At 48.3% G+C, this 24,847-nt stretch carries 16 protein-coding genes and 1 pseudogene; 16 read left to right on the top strand and 1 reads right to left on the bottom strand.

Annotated features, from left to right (window positions below):
• Positions 1–8: 8 nt before the first annotated feature.
• From GCU39_RS14510 to nfsA, 10 genes and pseudogenes are all read left to right on the top strand, one after another.
• Positions 9–995 (top strand): carbohydrate ABC transporter permease, encoded by a 987-nt coding sequence (locus GCU39_RS14510; RefSeq protein ID WP_407671684.1) that lies wholly within the window; start codon positions 9–11, stop codon positions 993–995.
• A 4-nt stretch (positions 996–999) separates the two neighbouring features.
• A complete protein-coding gene (locus GCU39_RS14505; RefSeq protein ID WP_152394180.1) occupies positions 1,000–1,872 on the top strand; it encodes a carbohydrate ABC transporter permease in 873 nt (290 codons plus the stop codon).
• Between the two features lie 15 nt (positions 1,873–1,887).
• Positions 1,888–3,951 carry a YIP1 family protein gene (locus GCU39_RS14500; protein ID WP_152394179.1) on the top strand — a complete coding sequence of 688 codons (2,064 nt, stop codon included), beginning with the start codon at positions 1,888–1,890 and terminating at the stop codon, positions 3,949–3,951.
• Positions 3,952–3,988: 37 nt separating this feature from the next.
• Positions 3,989–6,595, top strand: a complete 2,607-nt coding sequence (locus GCU39_RS14495) for a DUF5696 domain-containing protein (protein ID WP_152394178.1) — start codon at positions 3,989–3,991, stop codon at positions 6,593–6,595.
• A gap of 1 nt (position 6,596) precedes the next feature.
• Positions 6,597–7,490, top strand: coding sequence for a carbohydrate ABC transporter permease (locus GCU39_RS14490; protein ID WP_152394177.1), 894 nt, complete (start codon positions 6,597–6,599; stop codon positions 7,488–7,490).
• Between the two features lie 17 nt (positions 7,491–7,507).
• On the top strand, positions 7,508–8,461 hold the full coding sequence (locus GCU39_RS14485) for a carbohydrate ABC transporter permease (RefSeq protein WP_152394176.1): 954 nt from the start codon (positions 7,508–7,510) through the stop codon (positions 8,459–8,461).
• An 84-nt stretch (positions 8,462–8,545) separates the two neighbouring features.
• A complete protein-coding gene (locus GCU39_RS14480; protein WP_152394175.1) occupies positions 8,546–11,320 on the top strand; it encodes an alpha-mannosidase in 2,775 nt (924 codons plus the stop codon).
• Between the two features lie 1,162 nt (positions 11,321–12,482).
• The gene (locus tag GCU39_RS14475) at positions 12,483–13,217 is read left to right on the top strand and encodes a DUF4184 family protein (RefSeq protein ID WP_265333522.1); all 735 of its coding nucleotides are present in this window, start codon (positions 12,483–12,485) and stop codon (positions 13,215–13,217) included.
• 26 nt (positions 13,218–13,243) lie between these two features.
• Positions 13,244–14,263 carry an aminoglycoside phosphotransferase family protein gene (locus tag GCU39_RS14470; RefSeq protein WP_152394173.1) on the top strand — a complete coding sequence of 340 codons (1,020 nt, stop codon included), beginning with the start codon at positions 13,244–13,246 and terminating at the stop codon, positions 14,261–14,263.
• Positions 14,264–14,335: 72 nt separating this feature from the next.
• Positions 14,336–15,087: pseudogene (gene nfsA / locus GCU39_RS14465) on the top strand (oxygen-insensitive NADPH nitroreductase).
• Between the two features lie 130 nt (positions 15,088–15,217).
• Here nfsA and GCU39_RS14460 read toward each other — a convergent pair.
• Positions 15,218–15,931 carry a Crp/Fnr family transcriptional regulator gene (locus tag GCU39_RS14460; RefSeq protein WP_152394172.1) on the bottom strand — a complete coding sequence of 238 codons (714 nt, stop codon included), beginning with the start codon at positions 15,929–15,931 and terminating at the stop codon, positions 15,218–15,220.
• Positions 15,932–16,204: 273 nt separating this feature from the next.
• Here GCU39_RS14460 and GCU39_RS14455 point away from each other — a divergent pair, with 273 nt between their 5' ends.
• From GCU39_RS14455 to GCU39_RS14430, 6 genes are all read left to right on the top strand, one after another.
• Positions 16,205–18,067, top strand: a complete 1,863-nt coding sequence (locus GCU39_RS14455; protein ID WP_152394171.1) for a bifunctional metallophosphatase/5'-nucleotidase — start codon at positions 16,205–16,207, stop codon at positions 18,065–18,067.
• Positions 18,068–18,199: 132 nt separating this feature from the next.
• Entirely contained in the window at positions 18,200–18,958 is a 759-nt protein-coding gene (locus GCU39_RS14450) for a TrmB family transcriptional regulator (protein WP_152394170.1), read from the top strand.
• A 159-nt stretch (positions 18,959–19,117) separates the two neighbouring features.
• The gene (locus GCU39_RS14445) at positions 19,118–20,302 is read left to right on the top strand and encodes an MFS transporter (protein ID WP_152394169.1); all 1,185 of its coding nucleotides are present in this window, start codon (positions 19,118–19,120) and stop codon (positions 20,300–20,302) included.
• 165 nt (positions 20,303–20,467) lie between these two features.
• On the top strand, positions 20,468–21,472 hold the full coding sequence (locus GCU39_RS14440; protein ID WP_152394168.1) for a DNA-binding transcriptional repressor DeoR: 1,005 nt from the start codon (positions 20,468–20,470) through the stop codon (positions 21,470–21,472).
• A gap of 42 nt (positions 21,473–21,514) precedes the next feature.
• Positions 21,515–22,225 (top strand): purine-nucleoside phosphorylase, encoded by a 711-nt coding sequence (gene deoD, locus GCU39_RS14435; RefSeq protein WP_152394167.1) that lies wholly within the window; start codon positions 21,515–21,517, stop codon positions 22,223–22,225.
• Positions 22,226–22,542: 317 nt separating this feature from the next.
• The gene (locus GCU39_RS14430) at positions 22,543–24,780 is read left to right on the top strand and encodes a bifunctional 2',3'-cyclic-nucleotide 2'-phosphodiesterase/3'-nucleotidase (RefSeq protein WP_152394166.1); all 2,238 of its coding nucleotides are present in this window, start codon (positions 22,543–22,545) and stop codon (positions 24,778–24,780) included.
• Positions 24,781–24,847: the final 67 nt, after the last annotated feature.

Genomic DNA, 24,847 nt, shown 5'->3' with positions numbered 1-24,847 from the left:
GGGTCAACATGAAGCAGACCGTCATGAATCTGAATCCGATCGGGCCTCCTGAGACAGGAAGGCATGGCCGGGTAGCAGCGCTTCGCGCGCTGCCCGCTAGAATCGGTCGAGTATTTCGCGAAATGAAGAAGAATAAGCACGCTTATGCACTCATTGCACCTTACTTTTTAATTTTCGGTACATTTACTGTATTTCCGGTATTGATGTCGCTCGCGCTTAGCTTTACAAGCTTCAACATGTTAGAGCCCCCAAAATGGGTTGGATGGCATAACTATGCGAGATTGTTCGTCCAAGATGATATTTTCCTCATCGCGCTCAAGAATACATTGCTATTCGCATTGATTACGGGACCGATCAGCTACATGGCTTGTTTCTTGTTCGCATGGCTGATTAATGAATTGCCGCCGAAGCTGCGGGCATTGCTCACGCTGATCTTATACGCGCCATCCATCTCAGGTAATACGTATTTGATATGGCAGACGTTATTCGCAAGTGACTCGTATGGTTACGCCAACTCCTTCTTAATGAAGTGGGGCGTTATCATGGAGCCGATTCAGTGGCTGCAGGATCCGCGCTTTATGCTCGGTATTCTCATACTTGTCCAGCTCTGGCTGAGTCTTGGGACGTCATTCCTCGCGTTCATTGCGGGACTGCAGAATGTAGACCGTACGTTGTATGAAGCGGGTGCCATTGACGGGGTTCGAAACCGTTGGCAAGAGTTATGGTTCATTACGCTGCCGGCGATGCGTCCACAGTTATTGTTCGGTGCAGTGATTCAGATTACGCTCGCGTTCTCCGTTGCGGAGATTTCCATCTACATGATTGGATTTCCGAGTGTCGACTATGCTGCGCACACGATTGTTACGCATTTGGTTGACTATGGTTCGATTCGGTTCGAAATGGGTTATGCATCCGCAATCGCAACAGTCTTGTTCACCATGATGCTCTGTACGAATCTCCTGACACGGAAGCTGCTGGGAAAAGTGGGTGAATAATCAGATGAATATGAAATTGATAATGAAGAAGCGTCTGAATCGTTCGTGGGCCGTAGATCTTCTGCTCTTCCTGCTGCTTGGCAGCGTGGCTTTCTTTATGGCGATTCCGCTCATCTTTACCATTAGTAATGCATTCAAGCCGATTGATGAGATTTTCGTCTTCCCGCCAAGAATGCTGGTACGCCATCCGACACTGAAGAACTTTACGGATTTGGTGAACATTTTCTCCGATTCGTGGGTGCCGTTCTCACGTTACGTCTTTAATACCTTTTTTATTGCAATTACGGGTACGGTAGGACACGTGATTATTGCTTCCGCAGCAGCCTATCCGCTGGCGAAGATCCGTTTCCCAGGGCGTAACTTCTTGTTCAGCATCGTAGTTATGTCCCTAATGTTTACCGCTTATGTTACGCAAGTGCCGAACTATATGACGATCTCGTGGCTGAACCTGATCAATACGTATTGGGCGATCCTGCTTCCGTCGTTCGGGATGACGCTTGGATTGTACTTGATGAAGCAATTCATGGAACAAATTCCCGATGCGCTCCTAGAAGCAGCGAAGATTGATGGTGCCAGCGAATATCGGATTTTCTGGACGATTGTGATGCCGATCGTGAAGCCGGCTTGGCTGACATTGATTATTTTCTCATTGCAAAGCTTGTGGACGAACGGTTCTGTGACGAGCCATAAGTACATCTATAGCGAGCAGCTGAAGACCGTCGATTATGTGTTCGGGCAAGTTGCAAGCGGGGGATTGGTGCGTACCGGACCGGTCGCGGCTGTGACGCTGCTAATGATGGCCGTACCGATCACAGTATTCATTGTGACACAGAGTAACATTATCCAGACGATGTCCACGTCCGGTCTGAAAGAGTAGATAGGGGGGAGCCACTTGAAAAGAATACTTGCCTTGTTGTTCGCCATAACGCTCTTCGCCGGATTTACGACGCCAGCTGCACAAGCTGCATCGGATGAGACCTACAATTATAACTATTGGGGCCAGACCGTACCCGCACCTAGCCCTTACGAAGAGCAGCGAGTCATGTATGGAAGAGACTGGGGCATGAAGGAGTTATCTTCCCCGCAGGATATTTACGTGGGGAGTAACCGACTCATCTATATTGCAGATACAGGCAATGATCGCATCATTGTGCTGAATGATCAATTCGAGACGGCGCGCATCCTCTCGGAGTTCCAGCATGACGGGAAGACCGATACGTTCAACAAGCCGGAAGGCGTGTTCTATAACCGGTATGACGGACATCTGTTCATCGCCGATACGCAGAATAAACGGATCGTAGAGTTAGATGAGGAAGGAAAGTTCGTTCGTCAGATCGGCGATCCGAAATCCACCTTGATCAGGGAAGGGTTCCAATACACGCCGATCAAAGTGATCGTCGACAAAGCGCAGCGGATCTACGTGATCAGCCGCGGCTCGTATGAAGGAATCATGGAATTCGATACAGATGGCGCGTTCAATGGCTTCATTGGGACGAACCGCGTGAAATTCAGCCCAGTAGATCTGTTCTGGAAACGCATCTCGACCAAATCGCAGCGGGAGCAAATGCAGCTCTTCATCCCGCTCGAATTCAACAATATGGATATCGATGCAGATGGATTCATCTATACGACAACGTCGGAAGAGAAGTCCGATCAACCGATCAAACGGCTGAATGCATCAGGAGTCGATATTTTGAGAGACAAAGGCTATTTCCCGCCTAAAGGGGATATTCATACCCTCGATATCGGGAGTGCGCCGGGAAGTTCGATCTTCGTCGATGTCGTATCGGATGAAGGCGGTATCTACAATGCGCTCGATTCGAAACGCGGACGTATTTTTACCTATGACAAGGACGGGAATTTGCTCTATGTCTTCGGCGGATTAGGCAGTCAACAGGGGAAATTCCGTACGCCTTCCGCGATTGCGATGCTGGATGACAAGCTGCTCGTGCTCGACAAGGATTACAATCGTCTCTCGTTATTCCGGCCGACGCATTACGGCAGCCTGATTCGGGAAGCGGTCATCTCGCTCTATAACGGACAGGCGGAGCAATCGACAGCCGCTTGGCAGAAGGTGCTCCAAATGAACGGGAACCTTGAGGTCGCCTACATCGGGATTGGGAAATCGTTGTTGAAGAATGGCGACAACCATGGCGCGATGAAATATTTCGAGCTCGGGAACAACCGCGAGAATTACTCCGAAGCGTTCAAGCGTTATCGCAAAGAAATCGTGTTCGACTATTTCGGTATGATTGTCTTGACTATCGCCCTCGTCATTGGCGGCAGTATCGCGGCTGTGAAGCTCGCAGGTCGACGCAAGGCGCAGCAGCATTATGTCGATGTCGGCTCGATCAAGAGTCCATTCTATACCATGGTGCATCCGTTCAATGGATTCTGGGAAATGAAGTATGAGAAGAAGGGCAAAGTCAAAATCGTCTTGGTCATGGTTGCCTTGCTTGTCCTATTTACGATTATCAAAAGGCAATACAGCGGATTCGTCGTGAACTTCAACAATCCGAATGAGCTGAACAGTATTAATGAATTGAAGTTTATCGTATTGCCTTTCATCTTATGGTGTGTAGCCAACTGGTCATTAACGACCTTGATGGACGGCGAAGGGAAATTCCGAGATATCGTCATGGCGACAGGATATGCCTTGATGCCGTTCATTATCATTTATTTGCCACAGACGCTCTATAGCAATCTGATTACGGGCAGTGAGAGCTCCTTCTATTATATTCTCGATGCGATTGCGTTCATCTGGTTTATATGGCTCTTATTCATCGGTACGATGACGGTGCATCAATATTCGGCTTCGAAGACGGTTGTCACGATGTTGTTAACCTTAGTCGTGATCGGCATCATGGTCTTCCTCGGCGTGTTGTTCTTCAGCATGCTGCAGCAAATGGCCAACTTCGTCATATCGATATACCGCGAGCTGTCGTTCAGATTCTAACTGCGCGCGATTGCAACTTAATCAAGGAGGGATGAACATGTCCGGTAAGTTGAAAATATCCCTTGGCATCCTGAGCGCCGGAATGGTGATCTGTGGCCTGATCGCGCTAGGCATGCCTGAATCCGAATCGATGGATCGTACAGCGCAGAAGGCGGTTCAAGAGATCGGAAGCAACACCGTCAAGACGAAATCGTACCAGAATGTGAAGACGGCCTCGGCATCCGGGATGGTTCAGTCAAGTTCGGAGAAGGTGACAGTGAATACCGCCGAAGAGCTGGCTGCACTCCAGCAAATGAAGCTGGTAACACAAAATGAGACGTTGATGCTCTATGTGAATGAAGAGACGGCAGTAATTGCGGTCAAGGATAAGCGAGACGGGTATATCTGGTTCTCCAACCCTGTCGATCGGGATCAGGATCCGATTGCTTCGCCGCTCTATAAATCCGAGATGTCTGCGCAGCTGCTCGTTGCGTACTACAACGGGAAAGGCCAGATTAATACATTCAATAGCTTCGATGATAGCGTCAACAAGAAACAGTTCAAGATCACGAACGTGGATCAAGGGGTCAAAATTATCTATCAGCTGGGGAAAATCTCGAAATCTTTCGCGAATATCCCGCAGAAAATCAGCAAGCAGCGGTTCGACGATATGATTCTGAGCAAGCTGCCGGACCAGGACGCTCGTGATTCTATGACCTATAAGTTCAAATTGGATGAGCAGACGCAAATCTATGAGGTCCGTAAATTGAAAGATTTCGTCGCCGAAGAGATTTCTGCGAAGTTAACAGAAATTGGATACACGAATGAAGAGGCTGCCAAAGACAATGCCGAGAATGGCGTCACGGAAGCAGCGGAGGATGATGGTCCCCAGTTCACGATTCCGCTCGAATATGTGCTTGATGGCAATGAACTTGTCGCTCGTGTGCCTAGTCAGGAGATTCAATATGCGAAATCGTATCCGATCGCAACGCTGCAGGTGCTCAAATATTTCGGTGCGGCACACGAGAAGAAACAGGGATACATGTTCGTGCCAGACGGTTCGGGTGCTCTCATTTACTTGAACAATAACAAGAAGAACACGGAACCGTATGACATGCCTGTCTATGGTCCGGATGGAACGTTTGATGTCAAAGAGCGCATCCAAACGAATGAAGTCACACGTATGCCTGTGTTCGGTATGAAGCAGAACGATCATGCGATGATTGGCGTCATTGAAGCGGGTGACGGGTTGTCCAGCATCACCGCGGATATTAGCGGACGGAATGATTCGTACAATACGATCGCAAGTAAATTCAATTTGGTATCCATGGACTTCTATACGCTGACATCGGGGACGAAGTCGAGTTCCGTGCCGATGTTCCAGACGAAGCCATACGCTGGCGACTATACCGTTCGATATGGATTCCTGTCGGGAAGTAAGGCGAATTATTCCGGAATGGCTGGCGTCTACCGCGATTATTTGGTGAAGAAATATGATATGAAGAAGCTGGAGGCGAAGGCAGAAGCGCCGCTGGTGCTGGAAGTGGAAGGCGCCTTCCAGAAGCAGAAGTCGTTCCTGGGTGTTCCGTATCAATCCACCGAATCGTTAACGACCTTCGATGAAGCGCGTGAACTGCTAAGCACCTTGAAAGAGAAAGGCGTGCAACAGGTTGATATGCGTTATGTCGGTTGGTTCAATGGTGGCATTCGGCATACGTCACCAACATCGGTGAAGGCTGTAGGCGCACTCGGCGGCAATGGCGACTTCCGCAAGCTCGTCGACTATGCGAAGCAAGAGAACATCGGGCTCTATCCCGATGTCGCTTTCCAAGCGAAATATAAAGGATCATCGGATGCAGCGACCTTCTTAGACGGACAGAAAGCAAGCATCTATCAATACGATCCAGTGATGTATGTCAAAGATACATTGAAGTTCTCGCATTACTTATTATCGCCAGCAGTGTTAGGGGAAACGGTGGATCGATTTGCATCGAAGTATGCGACGTACGATGTTCCGGGCGTGTCGCTCCGTGATTTGGGCAATGAACTGCATTCGGATTTTGCAAAGGATCAATCTGTGAACAGACAGGAAGCGCTGCAGATTGCTGAGGAGCAAGTGGCCAAATTGAAGCAACAGACGAAAAATGTCATGGTGGATGGCGGGAACGTCTATACGCTGCCAAGCGCGAACGTGATCGTCAATGCGCCGATTCGGAGCAGTCAGCTGAATATTACGGATGAAGATATTCCTTTCTATCAGATGGCGCTTCATGGATATGTGGATCTCGCAGGCGCACCGATGAATGCGCAGCATGCGACGGATCCAAGAATTCCTCTGCTTCGTGCAATGGAGACGGGCTCGAACCTGTTCTATCAATGGTACGCGGCAGATGCTTCGGTCATCAAAGACTCGGATTACAATGGGCTATACGGGCTTCATTACCAGGATTGGATGGATCAAGCCGTCGCGAATTATCAAGAGGTGAAGTCGCAGCTCGGCGCGGTGAGACATCAGACCATTACGGGTCATCGTAAGCTTGCTGAGGGTGTTGTCGAGACGACATTCGAACAAGGCACGAGAGTGATCATTAACTATAACAACACGCCGATACAAGCCGAAGGTCATTCGATCGACGGGCTCGGCTATTGGGTAGGCGGTGAGTAACATGAAGAGAAAAAGTTTGACGTTAGAACAGAAAAAAGCTTGGTACGGCGTCTTGTTCGCCTCGCCTCTTATTATCGGGATGATCATGCTCTTCTTGCTTCCGCTCATCCAGTCGTTTCGATTCAGCTTAAGCTCGATTCATATCGTAGAGAGCGGTTTTGCGACGGAGTACAAGGGATTTGTGAACTATATCAGTCTGTTTACTTCGAATCCGGATTATCCGCGCAGTCTGACAGAGTCGGTGGCACATATGCTCGTGAACGTGCCGATCATTATCATCTTCAGTTTGTTCGCAGCAGTGCTGCTCAATCAGAAGTTCAGAGGTCGTTCTATTGCCCGGGCAATTTTCTTCCTGCCGGTCATTCTCGCTTCCAGCGCGATCGCGAATCTCGACATTAGCAGCTTCGTAGGCGGTACGGCGATGAGCGGGGGAGGCGAAGGCGGAGCGAATCTGCTCCAGAGCTTCGAACTCAAGAAGATGCTGCTCGAATCGGGTATGGGGCCTGCCATCGTCGATTATATCACCGGCGCAGTGGATCGGATTTACGAGATTATCAGCTCCTCGGGCGTACAGATTCTCATTTTCCTTGCGGGGTTGCAATCGATATCGCCGTCGCTCTATGAAGCATCGAAGATCGAAGGCGCGACAGGTTATGAGATATTCTGGAAAGTGACTTTTCCGATGATGACGCCATTAATTCTAACGAACCTGGTCTACTCCATTATTGATTCGTTCAGCAGCAACAAGATCAATACACTGATCTCGCAGACCGCGTTTAAGACGTTTGATTTTGGACTAAGTGCGGCAATGTCGTGGGTGTACTTTATCGTCGTGGCGATTATCTTGTTCGTATCCACGGCAATAATCTCGAGAAAAGTGTTCTATTATGACTGATAAGGAGGGGGACGAATATGAGAGTACAGGCGGCTCGTATGGGTGAATGGCTCAGTAGAAAAAGTCCGCAGGAGAAGGCGAAGCTGTGGACCTGGATTGCTGTTCGTACCTTATTGATCTTAGGATTTTGTTATATTATTCTTTTTCCGCTCTTCCTTCGGATTTCGGTAGCGTTCCGGAGCAAGGTCGATATTTATGATCCAACCGTGCTGTGGATCCCGCGGCATTTCACCTTCGAGAACTTGAAGCTCGCGATATCGGCGACGAAGTATGGATCAGCGCTGCTGAATACGTTCATGATTTCGTCGGCGACGACGATCATTCAGCTCGCTACTTGCGCATTAGCGGGGTATGCGTTTGCTCGGCTTAAGTTCAAGGGAAGCGGAATTTTGTTTGCGCTCGTTATTTTTACGATTGTGGTGCCGCCGCAGACGATCATGATTCCGCTTTACTTGACGTATCGCTATTTCGACTTGTTCGGGATATTGAAGTGGTTCACCGAGAAGGGCAGCGTCAACTTAATTGATACATTCTGGCCGTTCCTCATCTCGTCAGGGACAGCGATGGGACTGAAGAACGGGTTGTATATTTACATTTTCCGACAATTTTTCCGCGGTGTTCCGAAGGAACTGGAAGAGGCGTCCCTAGTGGATGGCGCTGGTATCTTCAAGACGTTCTACCGGATCATTCTGCCGAACGCGATTCCGGCGATCGTCACCGTGCTGCTCTTCTCCTTCGTATGGCAGTGGAATGACAGCTATTATGTCTCTTTGTTCTTAAGTAAGGTCAAAGTATTAGCGACGCAACTGACGGATATGGGCCCGGCTCTTGGCAAAGAACCGGATCCGGTCTATCAATCGATGCTGCTCAATACGGGTGTGCTGCTCATGATGGCGCCGCTCATTGTATTATATTTGTTCGTTCAGCGTTATTTTGTCGAGAGTGTGGAGCGTACGGGATTGGTAGGTTAGATAGAGAAGATAGATAGAGAAGATGACGAGGGGGTTGACGATACGTTAACCCTCTTAATAACGAATAGAAACGAGGACGATTTGATGTCACAGTCCAAAACGGTACATATTATTTCCCATACACATTGGGATAGGGAATGGTATTTGCCCTATGAGAAGCATCATGTCCTGTTGATCAAGCTGATGGACACATTGATGGAGACATTGGAACGCGATGAGGAATATCGCAGTTTTCATCTCGATGGTCAGACGATCATATTGGAAGATTATTTGCAAGTTCGACCAGAAATGAGAGCGAAGCTAGAACATTACATTCGTGAGGGACGCATCCATATCGGTCCTTGGTATATCCTGCAGGACGAGTTCTTAACGAGCAGCGAAGCCAATGTTCGGAACTTATTGATCGGACATCGGGATGCCGCTGCTTATGGCACCATCTCGAAGCTAGGCTATTTCCCGGATTCCTTCGGCAATATGGGACAGGCGCCTCAAATGTTGAAGCAGGCCGGAATTCAACATGCCGTGTTCGGCCGCGGGGTGAAGCCGACCGGATTCAATAACGAAGTGACGGACGTTAGTGCGTATGAATCACCATATTCGGAGATGTGGTGGGAATCACCCGATGGCTCTAAGGTGCTCGGCATCCTGTTCGCGAATTGGTACAGCAACGGGAATGAAGTGCCTGCAGAGGCTGAAGCGGCGAAGATCTATTGGGATAAGAAGCTGGCGGATGCAGAAAAATATGCGTCCACGCGGCATTTGCTCTTTATGAATGGCTGCGATCATCAGCCGGTGCAGACGGATCTATCCGAAGCGATCAAGACGGCGGAACAGTTATATCCGGATGTTACGTTCGTGCATTCGAACTTCGATGACTATCTGGAGCAAGTCGGGCGTTCGCTCCCGGACAATCTGTCCGTGATCCGGGGTGAACTCCGCAGCCAGCACACAGACGGGTGGGGCACGCTTGTAAATACCGCGTCATCGCGCGTCTACATGAAGCAGAAGAATCAACAAGGACAGACAGCATTGGAGAAAGTGGCTGAGCCGCTCGCGGCGATGGCCTACATGCTCGGACAGAGCTACCCGCACCACTTGTTCAACTATGCTTGGAAGACGCTGATGCAGAATCATCCGCATGACAGCATCTGCGGGTGCAGTGTGGATGAAGTGCATGCGGAGATGATGACGCGATTTGAGAAGAGCAGACATGTGGCGGAAGCAATTGCGGATGAGAGTCTGGCTTGGATTGCGGATCGAGCAGATACATCGAGCTTTGCAGCATATGGCACGGATGCGGTTCCGTTCGTGGTATCGAATACAACGGGCTGGGTACGGAGCGGTAGCTTGAGTGTGGAGCTTGAAGTGAAGCGGATTTATTTCCGCAGTGGCATGGATTTCGGCCAGATGCGTAGAGAAGTGAAGGAATATAACTTGGATGGCTTCGTCTTGGTCGACTCGGACGGTGTTCAGCTGCCATGCACGGTTGAAGATTTGGGCATTCAGTTCGGATACGATCTGCCAGAAGACCAATTTAGACAGCCATACTTCGCAAGATCCGTGCGTGTGACATTCGAAGCGGTGGCAGTGCCGGCGCTAGGATATCGCGCATACGGGGTCGTACGAACAACAGACGCGGCGAGTAATCGTGAGGCCGCATCGTTGATTACAGACACGAATCAAATGGAAAATGATAAGCTGATCGTTGCGGTTGAGGTCGATGGCACGTTGACGGTAACGGACAAATCTAGCGGCGTGGTCTATCGCGGGCTTGGCACGCTGGAAGATACGGGCGATATCGGCAACGAATATATGTATCGTGAAGCGAATGGCACGGCGCCGATCACGACGCGTGGGGTTCCTGCTGCTGCGATCCACGTTGTGAGGGATACTCCTTATCAAGCAGCGATTGAAATTGTGCATGAATTAGAGATTCCTATAGCAGCAGATGACCTGCTCGAGTTGGAACAGCGGGAGATCGTCTGGTTCACAGGACGCCGTGCCGGTCGTTCGAGCCAAATGACGACGATGCGCATCGTGACACACGTATCCCTGAATCGCCATGGCGAAGGCGTAGAGGTTGCTTGCTCATTTAATAATCAGGCAAAGGATCACCGTTTGCGGATGCTGTTCCCGACAGGCCTTCGCGTCGGCACGCATTATGCGGACTCAATATTTGAGGTGCCGGAGCGCAGCAGTACGCCTGCGGAGGAGTGGAAGAATCCGAGCAATTGCCATCATCAGCAAGCTTTCGTGACGGTTTCAGGTGAGGAAGCGGGATTGACGATTGCGAACCAAGGCTTGAATGAATATGAGGTCATTCAAGGCGAAGCGGGCGATGATACGATTGCCGTGACCCTGCTGCGCGCGGTAGGTGAGCTGGGCGACTGGGGGTATTTCCCGACACCTGAAGCTCAGTGTCAAGGTGAGCATTCGGTGAAGCTCTGCATCATCCCATTTACGCATGAGGAGCGTAGTGTGGATGCAGATCCGCGCGATGATGCGATGGGTTCGATCGTTCAGGCGTACCAGTTCCAAGTGCCGTGGTCGACCCAGCAGGCGGAAGTGCATGAAGGCAGCTTGCCTGCCACGCACAGCTTCGTGTCTTGGGAAGGGCCATCGCTCGCATTCTCGGCGATGAAAGTGGCGGAAGCGAGCGGGGATATCATCCTGCGTTGGTTCAACGTCTCGACGGATGTCCAGGCGCTGAATGTGGCGCTCCATGCGGAAGACGATATCGTGGTGTATCGCAGCGATATTCTAGAACGTCAACTTGAGCGATTGGTGCAAGCTGAGGATGGAGCGCTCACGGCGCCGATTCGACCGGCGGAGATTGTGACGCTCAGCTTTGCAAAGTAAGATTAATGCGAGGATATGCAGGTTGGAGTGAGGCCTCCAACCTTTTTTTGCATGATATAAGCTCGCCGAACGCTTAAGTCGTGCGAATAACTGCCCAAAAGCAGTTAATTGGCTCACCGCTCGCTCAAAGCGTTCGAATAACTGCTAAAAAGCAGTTAAATAGCTCGCTTCCCGCACAAGTCGCCCAATTAACTGCAAAAAAGCAGTTAATAGGCTCACCGCTCGCTCAAACCGCCTGAATAACTGCTAAAAAGCAGTTAAATTGCTCGCCAAACGCTAAAGTCGCCTGAATAACTGCTAAAAGGCAGTTAATAGGCTCGCCGATTGCTCTAATCGTCCAAATAACTGCTAAAAAGCAGTTATTTAGCTCGCAGAACGCTAAAGTCGCCTGAATAACTGCTAAAAAGCAGTTAATAGGCTCACCGCTCGCTCAAAGCGTTCGATAACTGCTAAAAAGCAGTTAAATAGCTCGCTTCCCGCACAAGTCGCCCAATTAACTGCAAAAAAGCAGTTAATAGGCTCGCCGAACGCTCAAGTCGTGCGAATAACTGCCAAAAGGCAGTTAATAGGCTCTCCGCTCGCTCAAACCGCTCGAATAACTGCAAAAAAGCAGTTAATAGGCTCGCCGCTCGCACAGATCGCCTGAATAACTGCCAAAAAGCAGTTAAATAGCTCGCCGAACGCTCAAACCGCCTGAATAACTGCTAAAAAGCAGTTAATAGGCTCGCCGCTCGCTCTAATCGTCCAAATAACTGCTAAAAAGCAGTTATTTAGCCCGCCTAACGCACGAATCGCCCAAACAACTGCCAAAAAGCAGTTATTTAACCACGCTGCGAGTAAGTTGACTTTCACGCGTTGTTTTTTCTTTTCTAGTTGAATGAAAAGGTGATGCTGCAATACGTCCGCACAAAGGAATGAGATGGGGCATCGGGTCGAAGCATATTTTTGTGGATCAAGCTTAGCAAGAGTACTTCGATCGCTTGGGGAGGTTCATGCCCATGTGAGAAGAGTCGATGAACGAAGAGCTTGAGCGGTTTATTATCATGAGAGCTCTGAGTGCTAGCCGGTTACCTTCACGTAGAATTCTATGATACGATAGAAGGAAATTTACTGGAAGAATGATAGAGGAAGGTGCCCAATGCCCTTTACATTCGCTCACCCTTTGTACGCCTATCCCTTAAAATCTATCAAACCGAAATATTTCAGCCTAACGGGCCTTATCCTCGGAAGTATGGCGCCCGATTTCGAATATTTCATCATGCTGGAACCCTATAGCTGGATCGGTCATTCGATGGCAGGACTATTCTTCGAAGCCCTTCCGTTATGTACATTACTCGCACTAATCTTTCATTATATCGTGAAAGATGTCCTCGCGATCCATCTTCCGGCGATATGGCAGTTAGATCAGCGAGCCTACCAGATCCGAGGAGCTTGGAATCTAAGAGGACCGCGAGCATGGCTGATCTTCCTCGGATCGGTGGCACTCGGATTCGCAACGCATGTCTTAATCGATGCATTTACTCATGTCAGCGGGTATTTTGTCGTACGTTATGCGATATTACGGGAAGCGGTCGTATGGAATATACCCGTCTATAAAATTCTTCAGCATAGTCTCTCGTTGCTCGGGTTGATCGTGATTGGCTATGTCATTTTGACCAACCTATTTCGGAGCAACCCGAACAATTCGCCGGTAGCGCCTTGTGCGACGAAGAAGCAGAAGCTTCAATACTGGAGCATCGTCATTGCGATTGCTCTAGCCGTTACATGTATCAAGCTGTTGCTTACGTCTAGCCAGAACCAACTAGGGATCCTCGTCGTAGCTCCGGTATCCGGCGCGGTTGTTGGTATCATCGTTGCGTCGATCCGAAATAAGATGATTAGATCCATAGGTAGATAACATATGAAGATTGAGAGGTGTTATAGATGTCCAATGAAAGCAATACATCCAGCCTTTACGCACCCATATCGAGTGAAGAGATCATCAACATCATGAAGGATACCTTCGGAGCCGATTGCGATGTGTTGCATACATCCCTGCTTAAGGGTGGGTTGTTTAATACGACGTACCTGATCGAGACCACATCGCCCGAAGGCAAGTGGGTTTTGCGGCTTGCGCCGCAAGAAACCGAGCATTTGTATTCGTTTGAGAAACAGATGATGGCGGTTGAGCCTCACATTTATCGACTTCTCGAGTCTGAGGATATTCCAAGCTCTCGTGTGATTCGTTATGATGAATCGGGCAGCTTGATCGTAAGGCCATACCTTATCATCGAATTTATAGACAGTATTCCATTGAATGACCCATCGATTTTACCGGAGGATTACGCTCGGCTCAAGGAAGAGCTTGGCCGTTATACACGCCAAATGCATCATCTGACATCAGATCGCTTCGGATGGCCGCAGCCCGATGGAACAGTACGTGGATATCCTACTTGGAGTCAGATGCTATTGGAGCTCAGCACGGAGGTAGTAGATAGATGCAGCGTGTATCACGTGTTCGAAGAGCAAATTTTGCAAGAATTTGCTGCTGTATTCCATGATAACGCCGAGCTTTTTGACGAGATTACCGTTCCTTCCCTGGTCCATAATGACCTCTGGGATCCGAATGTACTGGTTCGACGGGGGGGAGATGGCGAGCTGCATATCGCGGCGCTAATCGATGCCGATCGGGCCGTGTACGCTGACCGCGAGTATGAATTCATCGTCTATGAGAATCATCCGAACTTTATGCAAGGTTACGGTTATGAACTGTCGATGGAGCCTAGGCCCCGCGCAAGGCGCACCGCCTATCAGATGATGTTGTCTTTTTTATGCGCCTTCGTCTATGAAATCCAGCTCGCGATGCCCGAGAACGCAACGTGGTGCAAGAAGGATGCGCTCGCTCAATTGCAAGCTTTCCGTGAGCTATGGAGCGAAGCAACGATGGAGGGCCGATCGGAGTGAGCATACGGCCAGTTTTGTGCCCTGTGCGACTTTTGGGATACACTAGGAAGACAGTGAAAGGAGCACAGCCATATGTCCAATGAAGTGATTGAACTCATCACCAGCCATCGTTCGACGCGTAAATATACGGATCAACCGATTTCGGAAGAGATACTGAAGGCATTATTCAATGCAGCGCAATGGGCGCCAAGCTCGCATCATGTCCAAGCTTACAGTATCATTGTCGTTAAGAATAAGGAGACGAAGCAGAGCTATCTGAGCTCTGCGCTGAGCCAGGCGGGTCCCAGAAATACGTTGCGGCTTGCCCAGTGTTCCTCGTCTTTTGCGCAGATTACAATCGATTGAAAATGGCGAGCGATATACACGGGAGCGCTTTTGAGATCAATGAAGTGGAGAATTTGATTGTCGGAGCTGTTGATACGGCCCTTGCCGCGGAGAATGTTCTGGTTGCAGCACGTTCCTTTGGGCTTGGCGGGGTGATGATCGGCGGTATTCGCAATAATCCGGATGAGATTGTGGAGCTCTTGAAGCTGCCGCGATATACGATTCCAATCATGGGGATGTGTCTAGGGTATCCTGCTGAAGAGCCATGGCAGAAGCCGAGAATGCCGCAGCGCATTGTTGTACACGAGGAAGTCTATCATGAAGACATTCTTGCCGAAGGTCTTGCGGAGTATGAGCAGATCACGTCGGATTATTATACGAAGCGAACGAATGGCAAAGTGAACATAGGTTGGACGCACCAAATGGCCCACTATCTGAGTCATCCGCGACGCGTTCATTTGAAGAATTTTATTGAGCGGCAAGGGATTGGGTTGAAGTAGTCTAGAAGGTAGGAACAGGGAGAAGCTTGAGTGATCAGGCTTCTTTTTCGTTCTCGTACCCTGTTGTGATTTTTTTATTGATGGACGTTGGAGAGTTGATAGATCATGATTAAGGATGCCAACATTGCGATTAGCCGTGATGCCAGATGCGAAGCTCGGGTACTTCTTCCGTCTCGTAGCACATACGTTCTAGACGCTTCATGTCGAGCAGATAAATATATTTTTGCCGAATATCAATCAGCCCTTCATTCTGGAAGTCGCTAAGCGTCTTCGAGATGGATTCACGCGTATTGCCAACCATGCTCGCCAGCAGAGCGTGATTAAATTTCATGTCAATTTTGTAATCGTTATCAACCTGTTTCCCGAAATTGTAATAGAGATCAAGAATCAGATTCGCGATCTTCGTGCGGACGTCAAGGAACGTCAAATAACGAATCATGCGGTTCAGGACACGGACGCGCGCGAACATAATCTGATAGGCTCGGAGCAGTACGGACGGATAACGATGAACGATATCTAAGAAATCCTGCTTCGTTATATGCCAGGCCACGACAGGTTCAAGCGCTTCTACGGAAGAGACGCGGTACGTATCGCCGGTCAGGGCTTCGGCTTCCCCGATAATATCCCCTGGGAGATGAATCCCAATCACAATTTCCCTGCCTTCATGAATCCGGTACACTTTTACTTTGCCGGTTCGCAGAATGAAGATTCCTTCGTTCTGGTCGTTCTCGAACATAAATACATGATTCTTCTTATATTTACGTTCTCGCAGAAGCGGTGCAATAGAATGTAATTCTTCAGCGGGAACTTCGGAGAAAATAGGAACCTCGTTCATTTCGATCATTGCAGCAGATCCTTTCCATAGGAATGTACTAAGAATACTAGACTCGTATTGAATTCGCAATATGTCTGCATTTGGGTACAATTGTTCATGTTATCCACTGAATCTATTCATTTATTATACTAGATTTGTCTTATTTCAATAGTGCAAGTTCTTATTGACCATGTTTAGTATACCTGTGTATACTTTGATATGACAAATGTTCTCTTGTGAAATACATTTGTTCACCGTTTCATCGATATTCAAAAGGGGAGAGTGATTTTTTTGAAATTGAAAATGAAAGCGAAAACAATTCTATTAACGGGGGCATTATCAACCGTATTTGCGGCATCGGCTTTTGCGGCGCCGCTGCATCCTGTCGTACACAATGAGTGGATGCAGGACAAGAAGATTATCAATGGATTCGATAAAGGTGGATTATTGCTAGAGCGCAGCGTATCCCTTGGGGAAGCGATCGCGTTAATCGCTAGAGGCACAGGGGCAGAAATTGTACAGCCGCAAGGGTACTGGGCGACGAATTATTTAACATGGGCTTATAGCAAAGGGGCAATTACGAAAGACGAGAAAGGGAATGATAGAAGCTTCCCTTCCGCAGACCGATTAATGGCAATCGCCAAAAAGCTAGGTCTTGATCTTCAGCTGCCTGCTGGCGAGCAAGTTACGCGCGGTGATTATGTGCAAGCGCTTGGCGACGCATTAACTGAACATATTACAATTGCGCATACGAACGATGTGCATGGACATATTCAAGAGAATAGCAAAGATAAAGAATTCGGCTATGCCAAAATTGCGACGCTTGTAAAAGAGTGGCGCGAAGAGAATAAGAACTTCCTCTTGATGGATGCGGGAGATACGTTCCAAGGAACGATCTATACGAACCAATTCAAAGGGGAATCGATTCTACCTATTTTAAATTCGCTAGGTTACGGCGCAATGGCAGCGGGGAACCATGAGTTTGATTTCGGTTACGAGCAATTGCTCAAATTGCGTGATCAATTGAAATACCCAATGATCAATGCCAATGTCTACAAAGCGGATGGCACGAATCTTCTTATACCTACATATACAGCGGAAATCGGCGGACAGAAAATCGCATTCATCGGTTTTGTGACGGAAGAGACGCCGATTGTAACGCATCCGAATAACGTGATTGGTTTGACGTTCAAGGATCCTGTTGATATTGCGAAAAAACTTGTGCCTGAAATGAAAGAAAAAGCGGATCGTGTTATCATCCTCTCCCATATCGGTGTAGAGAAAGACCGCGAAATTGCGAAAAATGTATCGGGCATCGATCTTATTATCGGTGGTCACTCTCATACGCCGCTTCGCACGCCTGAAGTCGTGAACGGTACGTATATCGTACAGGACTGGGAGTATGGTAAATCGCTAGGTCGTGTGGATCTCTACTACTATAAGAAAGACTTGGTAGGATTCAGCGGCGGATTAGTAGAATATGACGAGTCTGTCAAAGCAGATCCGGAAGTTGAAAAATTGGTCCAAGACGTCGTGAAGAAAGTGGACACGGCAATGGCAGCTGTCATCGGCAAAACGGATGTAGACCTACAAGGTGAACGCAACCAAGTGCGTGCCGTTGAGACGAATCTAGGTAACTTCATTGCGGATGCGATCATCGCGAAGACGAAGACCATCAAAGGCCATGAAGCCGATGTTGCGCTTGTGAACGGCGGTGGTATCCGTGCGAGCAAAAAAGCCGGAGATCTGACGAAGAAAGACCTCTACTCGATCCTGCCATTCCCGAACACATTGACAATTGTCAAAGCGACAGGCGCTGATATTAAGGCTGCTCTTGAGGTTTCTGTCAAAGGCGTAGAGAAGAAGGATGACTTGCCAGGTTCGTTCTTGCAAATCGGCGGATTGTCCTATGTCTATGATGTAACGAAGCCGGTTGGCGAGCGTGTGCTTGAAGTGAAGGTCGGAGGTCAACCAATCGATCCTGCGAAGACGTACACGGTAGCAACGAATGATTTCATCACATCGGGCGGCGATGGCTATTCGATGCTCAAGAAGGATCAGGTCTTGAATACAGGCTATACGTTCTACGATGTGGTAGAAGAGTACTTGCAGAATGTGAAAGTCATTAACCCGAAAGTTGAAAACCGTATCGTTGAGAAGAAATAGATACCTATGGATAAGGGATTGGCCTCGTGCCGGTCCCTTATCCATTTTCTTTTCTAGGAGAGATCAAATAGCATTGCGAGGGGATCTATGGTACATTATTAAAAAATGTGAGATAGATCGGGTGGGAGACGTATGTTACATAAATTTGGCTTCTCGCAATATGAGAGTAAAGTGTATGAAGCGCTGGTCACCAGCTTGCAGCCGATGGACGCGACGTTGATCGTGAAGGTGTCCGGTGTGCCCAAAGCAAAAATATACGAAGTCATCTCGAGGTTGGTCGAGAAAGGGATGGTACTCGAATCCATTTCCGAGAAGAAGAAGCTCTATACGGCACTCGCACTGCCGCTCGTCATCGAGAAGTTGACCGCGGAATTCCAATCGGATCTGGAGGAGCTAGAGGCACGAGCAACACCCAAAGTGTTCATCGACGACCAAGTATGGAGTCTAAAGGCGAATTCCTCTATCGAGCCTCAGTTAAGCCAGGTATTGCAGGAGGCAACGAAGTCCATTCGATTCTCGGGTTGGCGAGACGATATTGCGAAATACATGCCATTACTTGAAGCGAAGGAACAAGAAGGCGTGACGGTCGAGGTGCATGCTGTTGGCGAGGTGGAGTCTAATTTGACCAATCTCGTTTACTTTGTGCCGAGTAAAGAACATGTAACTTTGGAACGCTTCAGGTTGTTGATCGTAGATGATCGCGAGATGATCTTCGCGGGGGTCGAACAACAGGAGTGGCAGGCAATTAAGACCAAATCGCAGCCGCTCGTGCGTGTGTTTACGGAATTTTTCAATCACGATGTGCTCCTTTCGATCATCACGTCCAAGTATATTGATGTGCTCATGGAAGATAAAGATATTATGGACCGGTTAATGCAGTTGAAATACTAACGATCTCATAGGTGTGAGGCAAGTAGGCGGATAGAGCGAATCTATCCGTCTTTTTCATTTCAAATTTGGGGTTGATTCGATCGTAATATTAGGTTACTATTACGGTAGTAACTTTAAAGGTGGATGGGTCGGGACATAAGAAAGGAGCAATACGTACGGATGAATTTTAAAATTTATATTTTGGCCATCGCCTGTTTTGTAACGGGAACGGTGGAGCTTATTGTTGGAGGAATTCTGGATCTCATCTCCCAGGATTTGAATATTTCCCTTAGTGCCTCAGGGCAGTTGATTACGATTTATTCTATTGCTTTTGCGTTAGCTGGTCCGATTCTGCTCGCTGCAACGGCTGCTGTGGAACGGAAGAAGTTATATATGATTACCTTAGTCACATTCATTATCGGCAACCTGCTCTCGACGTTCAGTCCGAGCTTCGAGGTGCTATTGGCTGCTCGTGTGTTGTCTGCGGCCAGTAGTGCGTTGATCGTTGTTTTATCGATTACGATGGCTTCCCAGCTCGTTGAGCCCAAGTATCGTGCAAGAGCAATTGGGACAATCTATATGGGAGTGAGCGGTTCGCTTGTCTTAGGTGTTCCGCTTGGCATGATGCTCGGGAATGCATATGGTTGGCGTGCGCCGTTCATGATGATCTCCGTGCTTTCCTTGCTCGCGCTGCTTGCTGTCGGACGATTTATGACGAAGGCTCAGCCTACGCCATCCGTTCCGCTGAAGCAACAATTGGCATCACTGAAGAATGGGAAGATCGTACTCGCGCATTTGCTATCGATCCTCATGTTGACAGGTCATTTGACTTTATATGCTTATCTAACACCGTTTTTGCAAGAAACCTTGCATCTTAGCGCATCGACGCTCAGCTTGTTCTACTTCATCTTCGGAATCGCAGCTGTAGCAGGCGGAGGTGTAGGAGGTTGGGTTAGTGATCGATTCGGTCCAGAGAAAAGTATCTTGTTCATCGTATCCGCCTTTGCGGTGATGATGTTCTTGATGCCGCTAGCAACGTTCTCGATCTATGTGTGCTTAGTGGTTATGATGCTCTGGAGTATGCTGAGCTGGTCCGTATCGCCTGCATTGCAGAGCTACCTAATCAAATCGGCACCTGAATCGGCAGAAATTCAGCAAAGTTTGAACAGTTCAGCGCTGCATGTCGGCATTGCACTCGGTTCCGCTGTAGGAGGCGTTGTGATCGAACAGGCTTCGGTATACTACAATGCCTGGGTTGGTGTCATTTTCGTGCTTTTCGCGCTTGTCTGCGCGGTGTTATCCATCCGATGGCGACAGACGAGATCAACACGAGTTGTAGCGCCAGTTGGCGAGTCGATATCATAATGAAACGATGGGCCCTTGGGAATCCAAGGGTCTTTATTGTTTTACCGCGACAAAAACATAGATAGGCAGATGCGCGCTTAAATGATAAGATACAGGGATCATGGTATAATAATGAAATATGACCTACGAATGGATTAGATCAAGATAGATAGATAGGTGACTCTAATGGATCAAGAAAAGATCAGGAAAATGATTGAAGCTGCGAAAATGTACTATTTTATGGACTATAGTCAGCAAGACATTGCCGATAAGCTTGGCGTCTCCAGGCCCACGGTTTCTCGTTTCTTGCAGCAAGCTAAGGAAGACGGACTCGTGCAGATTCGGATCATGGATCCTACGGAGGATACCGCGAAGCTGGCTTATGAACTCAAACAGAAATATAATCTCAAGAAGGTAATCGTTGTCCCTGTTCCGCATTATGAAGACGATCTGATCAAAGAGTATTTGGCCGAAGATACGGCACTGTATTTGGACGAGATTGTGAAGGATGGCGATACGATTGGAGTGACCTGGGGCTCTACGATCTACCAAGTTGCGCGTAAATTGAAGCATAAGCATGTTAATCAGGTCAATGTCGTTCAATTAAAGGGCGGCGTCAGTCAACTCGAGACGAATACGTATAATTCTGAGATTCTGCACCTGTTCGGCAAAGCATATCATACCTATCCGCATTTTCTGCCGCTTCCCGCGATCGTTGATCATTTGCTCGTAAAACAAGCGATGGAATCGGATCGGCATATTCGGAAGATTCTCGATTTAGGCGAACAAGCGAACATTGCACTCTTTACCGTAGGCGTTGCTGAGTCCGATTCGTTATTTTTGCAAATGGGGTATTTCTCAGAGGAAGAGCTGCAGGTGATCTATAAGCAAGCGGTTGGCGACATTTGCTCACGCTTCTATGATGTGAACGGTCAGATTTGTGTGCCGGATCTAAATGCTAGAACGATCGGAATTGAATTGGAAGCGCTAAAACGGAAGGAACGGTCGATTCTCGTTGCAGGTGGAGCGCGTAAAGTAGAAGCGATCTTCGGTGCGCTACGCGGCAGATATGCGAATGTGCTCGTTACCGATCAGTTTACAGCCAAATCCTTGTTGGACAAAGATCACGATGTATCGAGCAGGATGAACACATCGACGGCGTTCCCTCTCTCAGGCATCCCATTATACTAATAGCCGTCAGTTCGGGTGAATAAAGAGAGGGGAATAGATCATATGAGCGTACATATTGGGGCCATGCCAAGCGACATCGCCGAATCTATCTTGCTGCCTGGGGATCCGATCCGTGCCAAGTTCATTGCGGAGACGTTCCTGGAAGAATCGTATTGTTATAACGGGGTTCGCGGTATGTTAGGCTATACGGGATATTATAAAGGGAAGCGGGTATCCGTGCAGGGCACAGGGATGGGGGTTCCGTCCATGTCCATCTATGCGCATGAGTTAATACAAGAATATGGCGTCAAGAACATGATTCGCGTAGGGACCTGCGGGGCGATTCAGCATGATGTGAAGTTAAGAGATATCGTGATTGCGATGAGCGCTTCTACGTCTTCGGCGATTAATCAACGGCGGTTCAATGGAATTGATTTTGCGCCAACGGCGAATTTTCATTTCTTGCGGAAAGCTTACGATCTGTCGCAAGCGAAGAAGCTGTCGGTGAAAGTCGGCAATGTTATGACAACGGATACATTCTACATTAACAATTGGGACGAAATTCGGTTATGGGCCGACTATCAAATGCTTGCGCTCGAGATGGAGACCGCGGAGTTATATACGCTGGCGACAAGACATCATGTGAATGCATTATCGATCTTGACGGTAAGCAATTTGGTGCTGACGGGAGAGATGACGACGGCGGAAGAGCGCGAGAGTACGTTCACGGAGATGATTGAGCTTGCGTTAGATGTTGCAGTCACGCCGGACTAATATTTTCCTATCATATTAGACATAATAGACGATCGAAGGTCGGACTGAAGACGACAAGGTCGTCTTTTTTGTGTGCTCGTAGAGAAGTTCATAAATTTATTGAAACATTTTACATGAGGTCATTGCGAATTGCATGAACAAAAGTTAAAATCAAAATACGTTATGTTCATGAAAATAGTGGAACTAGCGATAAAAGCTGGAGGTGAAGTGTTGAATGCTCATAAAAGTGATAAGATCTGGGTGGCAAATTGAGAATAAGTAAATTCGCTATTATCATTTGATTCTTAAAATGTTGTTGATCGAGAGGGGTTACACACATGAATCATAAGAAAATGTTGAAAAGTTTGTTAGCTGCAGCACTTGTCAGCAGTGCATTCTCCATGTCTGCCTTTGCGGAAGCTAGTGATCCAGGAGCGAAATTGAAGCTTCGATTGATGGAGACGACGGATATACATACGCACATTGTTAACCACGATTATTACCAAGACCAATCCACCGAAGAATTTGGGCTGGCGCTTACGGCCTCATTGATTATGAAAGCGCGTCAAGAAGTAACGAACAGTATGTTAATCGATAATGGCGACTTGATTCAAGGGAACCCGCTTGGCGATTTCGTTGCGAAGGTTAGACCGCTGCAAGAGGGACAAGTTCATCCTGTCTTTAAAGCGCAGAATCTGCTCGAATACGATGCGGCAGGTATCGGCAACCATGAATTCAACTTTGGGCTCGAGTTCTTGGATCGCAGCTTAAAAGGCGCTAAATTTCCGCATGTGAATGCAAACGTTTACATCGATGACCATGACAACAATCCGGATAATGACAAGAACTATTTCAAGCCGTACGAGATTCTGACGCGCACATTCAAGGATGACAAGGATGCTCCAGTGACGCTCAAGATTGGTGTCATTGGTTTTGTGCCTCCGCAGATCATGGAGTGGGACAAAGCGAATTTGGAAGGAAAAGTTATTGCAAAGGACATTATTGAAACCGCTAACAAATTTGTGCCGAAAATGAAGCAAGAAGGTGCAGACCTTATCATCGCGGTACCGCACTCTGGTTTTGACAGCAGTCCGTACAAGGAGAATATGAGTGATGCAACGGTTCATTTGGCCAAAGTGCCGGGCATAGACGCCATCCTATTCGGTCATGACCATAAGGTGTTCCCGAGCAAAGAGTTCGATAACATTGAAGGCATCGATATTCAAAAAGGTACGATTCATGGTGTAGCTGCCGTTATGCCTGGCTTCTGGGGCGATCACCTAGGGGTCGTGGATTTGACCTTGGAGAAGAAAGACGGAAAGTGGAAAGTCGTCGACAGCCAGTCCGAAGCGCGTCCAATCTATGATAAGGCGAATAAGAAATCGCTCGCGAAGGTTGATGAGCGTATCGTGGACGCCGTCAAAGAAGAGCATGCAGCGACCGTCGAATTTGTACGCGGACCAATTGGTGAGACAACAGCACCTATTAATAGCTTTTTCGCCGTTGTACATGATGATCCATCTGTTCAAATCGTATCGAATGCCCAGAAGTGGTATACGGAGAAGTACATTCAAGGGACATCATTTGAAGGTATCCCGGTGTTATCTGCGGCAGCACCGTTCAAGGCCGGCGGACGTTGGGGCCCGAATTACTTTACGGATATTCCGACTGGAACGCTTGCTGTCAAGAGTGCAGCCGATTTGTATGTCTATCCGAATACGGTCAACGTTGTGCAATTGAATGGAGATCAAGTTCGAGAGTGGCTTGAGCATGCGGCAGGGCAATTCAATCAGATTGATCCGAGCAAGAAGGATGAGCAGCCGCTCATTAACGAAGATTTTCCGACGTATTTATACGATGTGATCGATGGTGTAACGTACCAGATTGATGTGACGAAGCCAGCACGTTACGATCGCAAAGGCAAGCTTGTGAACCCGGATTCGCACCGAATCGTCAACTTGCAGTTCAACGGCAAGCCCGTTACGAAGGATCAACAATTCCTCGTGGCGACGAACAACTATCGTGCGAGCGGCGGCGGAAACTTCCCGAACCTGGACGGATCCAACATTGTGATCTCTTCACCGGATGAGACGCGTCAGGTGTTAATCGATTATATCGCGCAGAATAAGAAAATTAACCCGACGGCCGATAATAATTGGTCCTTCATTCCGGTTACGGGTGATACGAATATTACATTTAGAACATCGCCGAAGGCGAAAGATGCTGCAACGAAGCTTGGCGGCATGAAGTATGTAGGTGAAGAGAAGGATGGGTTCGCGAAATTTACATTAGATCTGTCGAAAGGTGCGCAACCAGAGACAACGCCGATGACTGATCCAAGCCCTGTTACTTCCGAATTAGTTCCTGTACGTGAGACAGCAGGGGCCCATGGGATTACTGTGGCGTATGACCTGAAGACGAAGACAGTCACGTTGACGCATGGAGCTGCAATCGTATCGTACGTACTGAACACGGATAGCGCGCTTGTCAATGGAACGAAGGTTCCGGTGAGTGCTGAACTGAAGGACAATACGCTCTGGCTTCCAGCATCCATTCTTCAGTCGTTGACGAGTTGATCCTAGGCGTCCATAGGACGACCATGACAAGATATGCCCTCTATCCTGCCACATGGCAGATAGAGGG

Source organism: Paenibacillus guangzhouensis (genome assembly GCF_009363075.1).
GTDB classification, from domain to species: Bacteria; Bacillota; Bacilli; order Paenibacillales; family Paenibacillaceae; genus Paenibacillus_K; species Paenibacillus_K guangzhouensis.
This window is presented reverse-complemented; position numbering and strand designations above follow the sequence as displayed.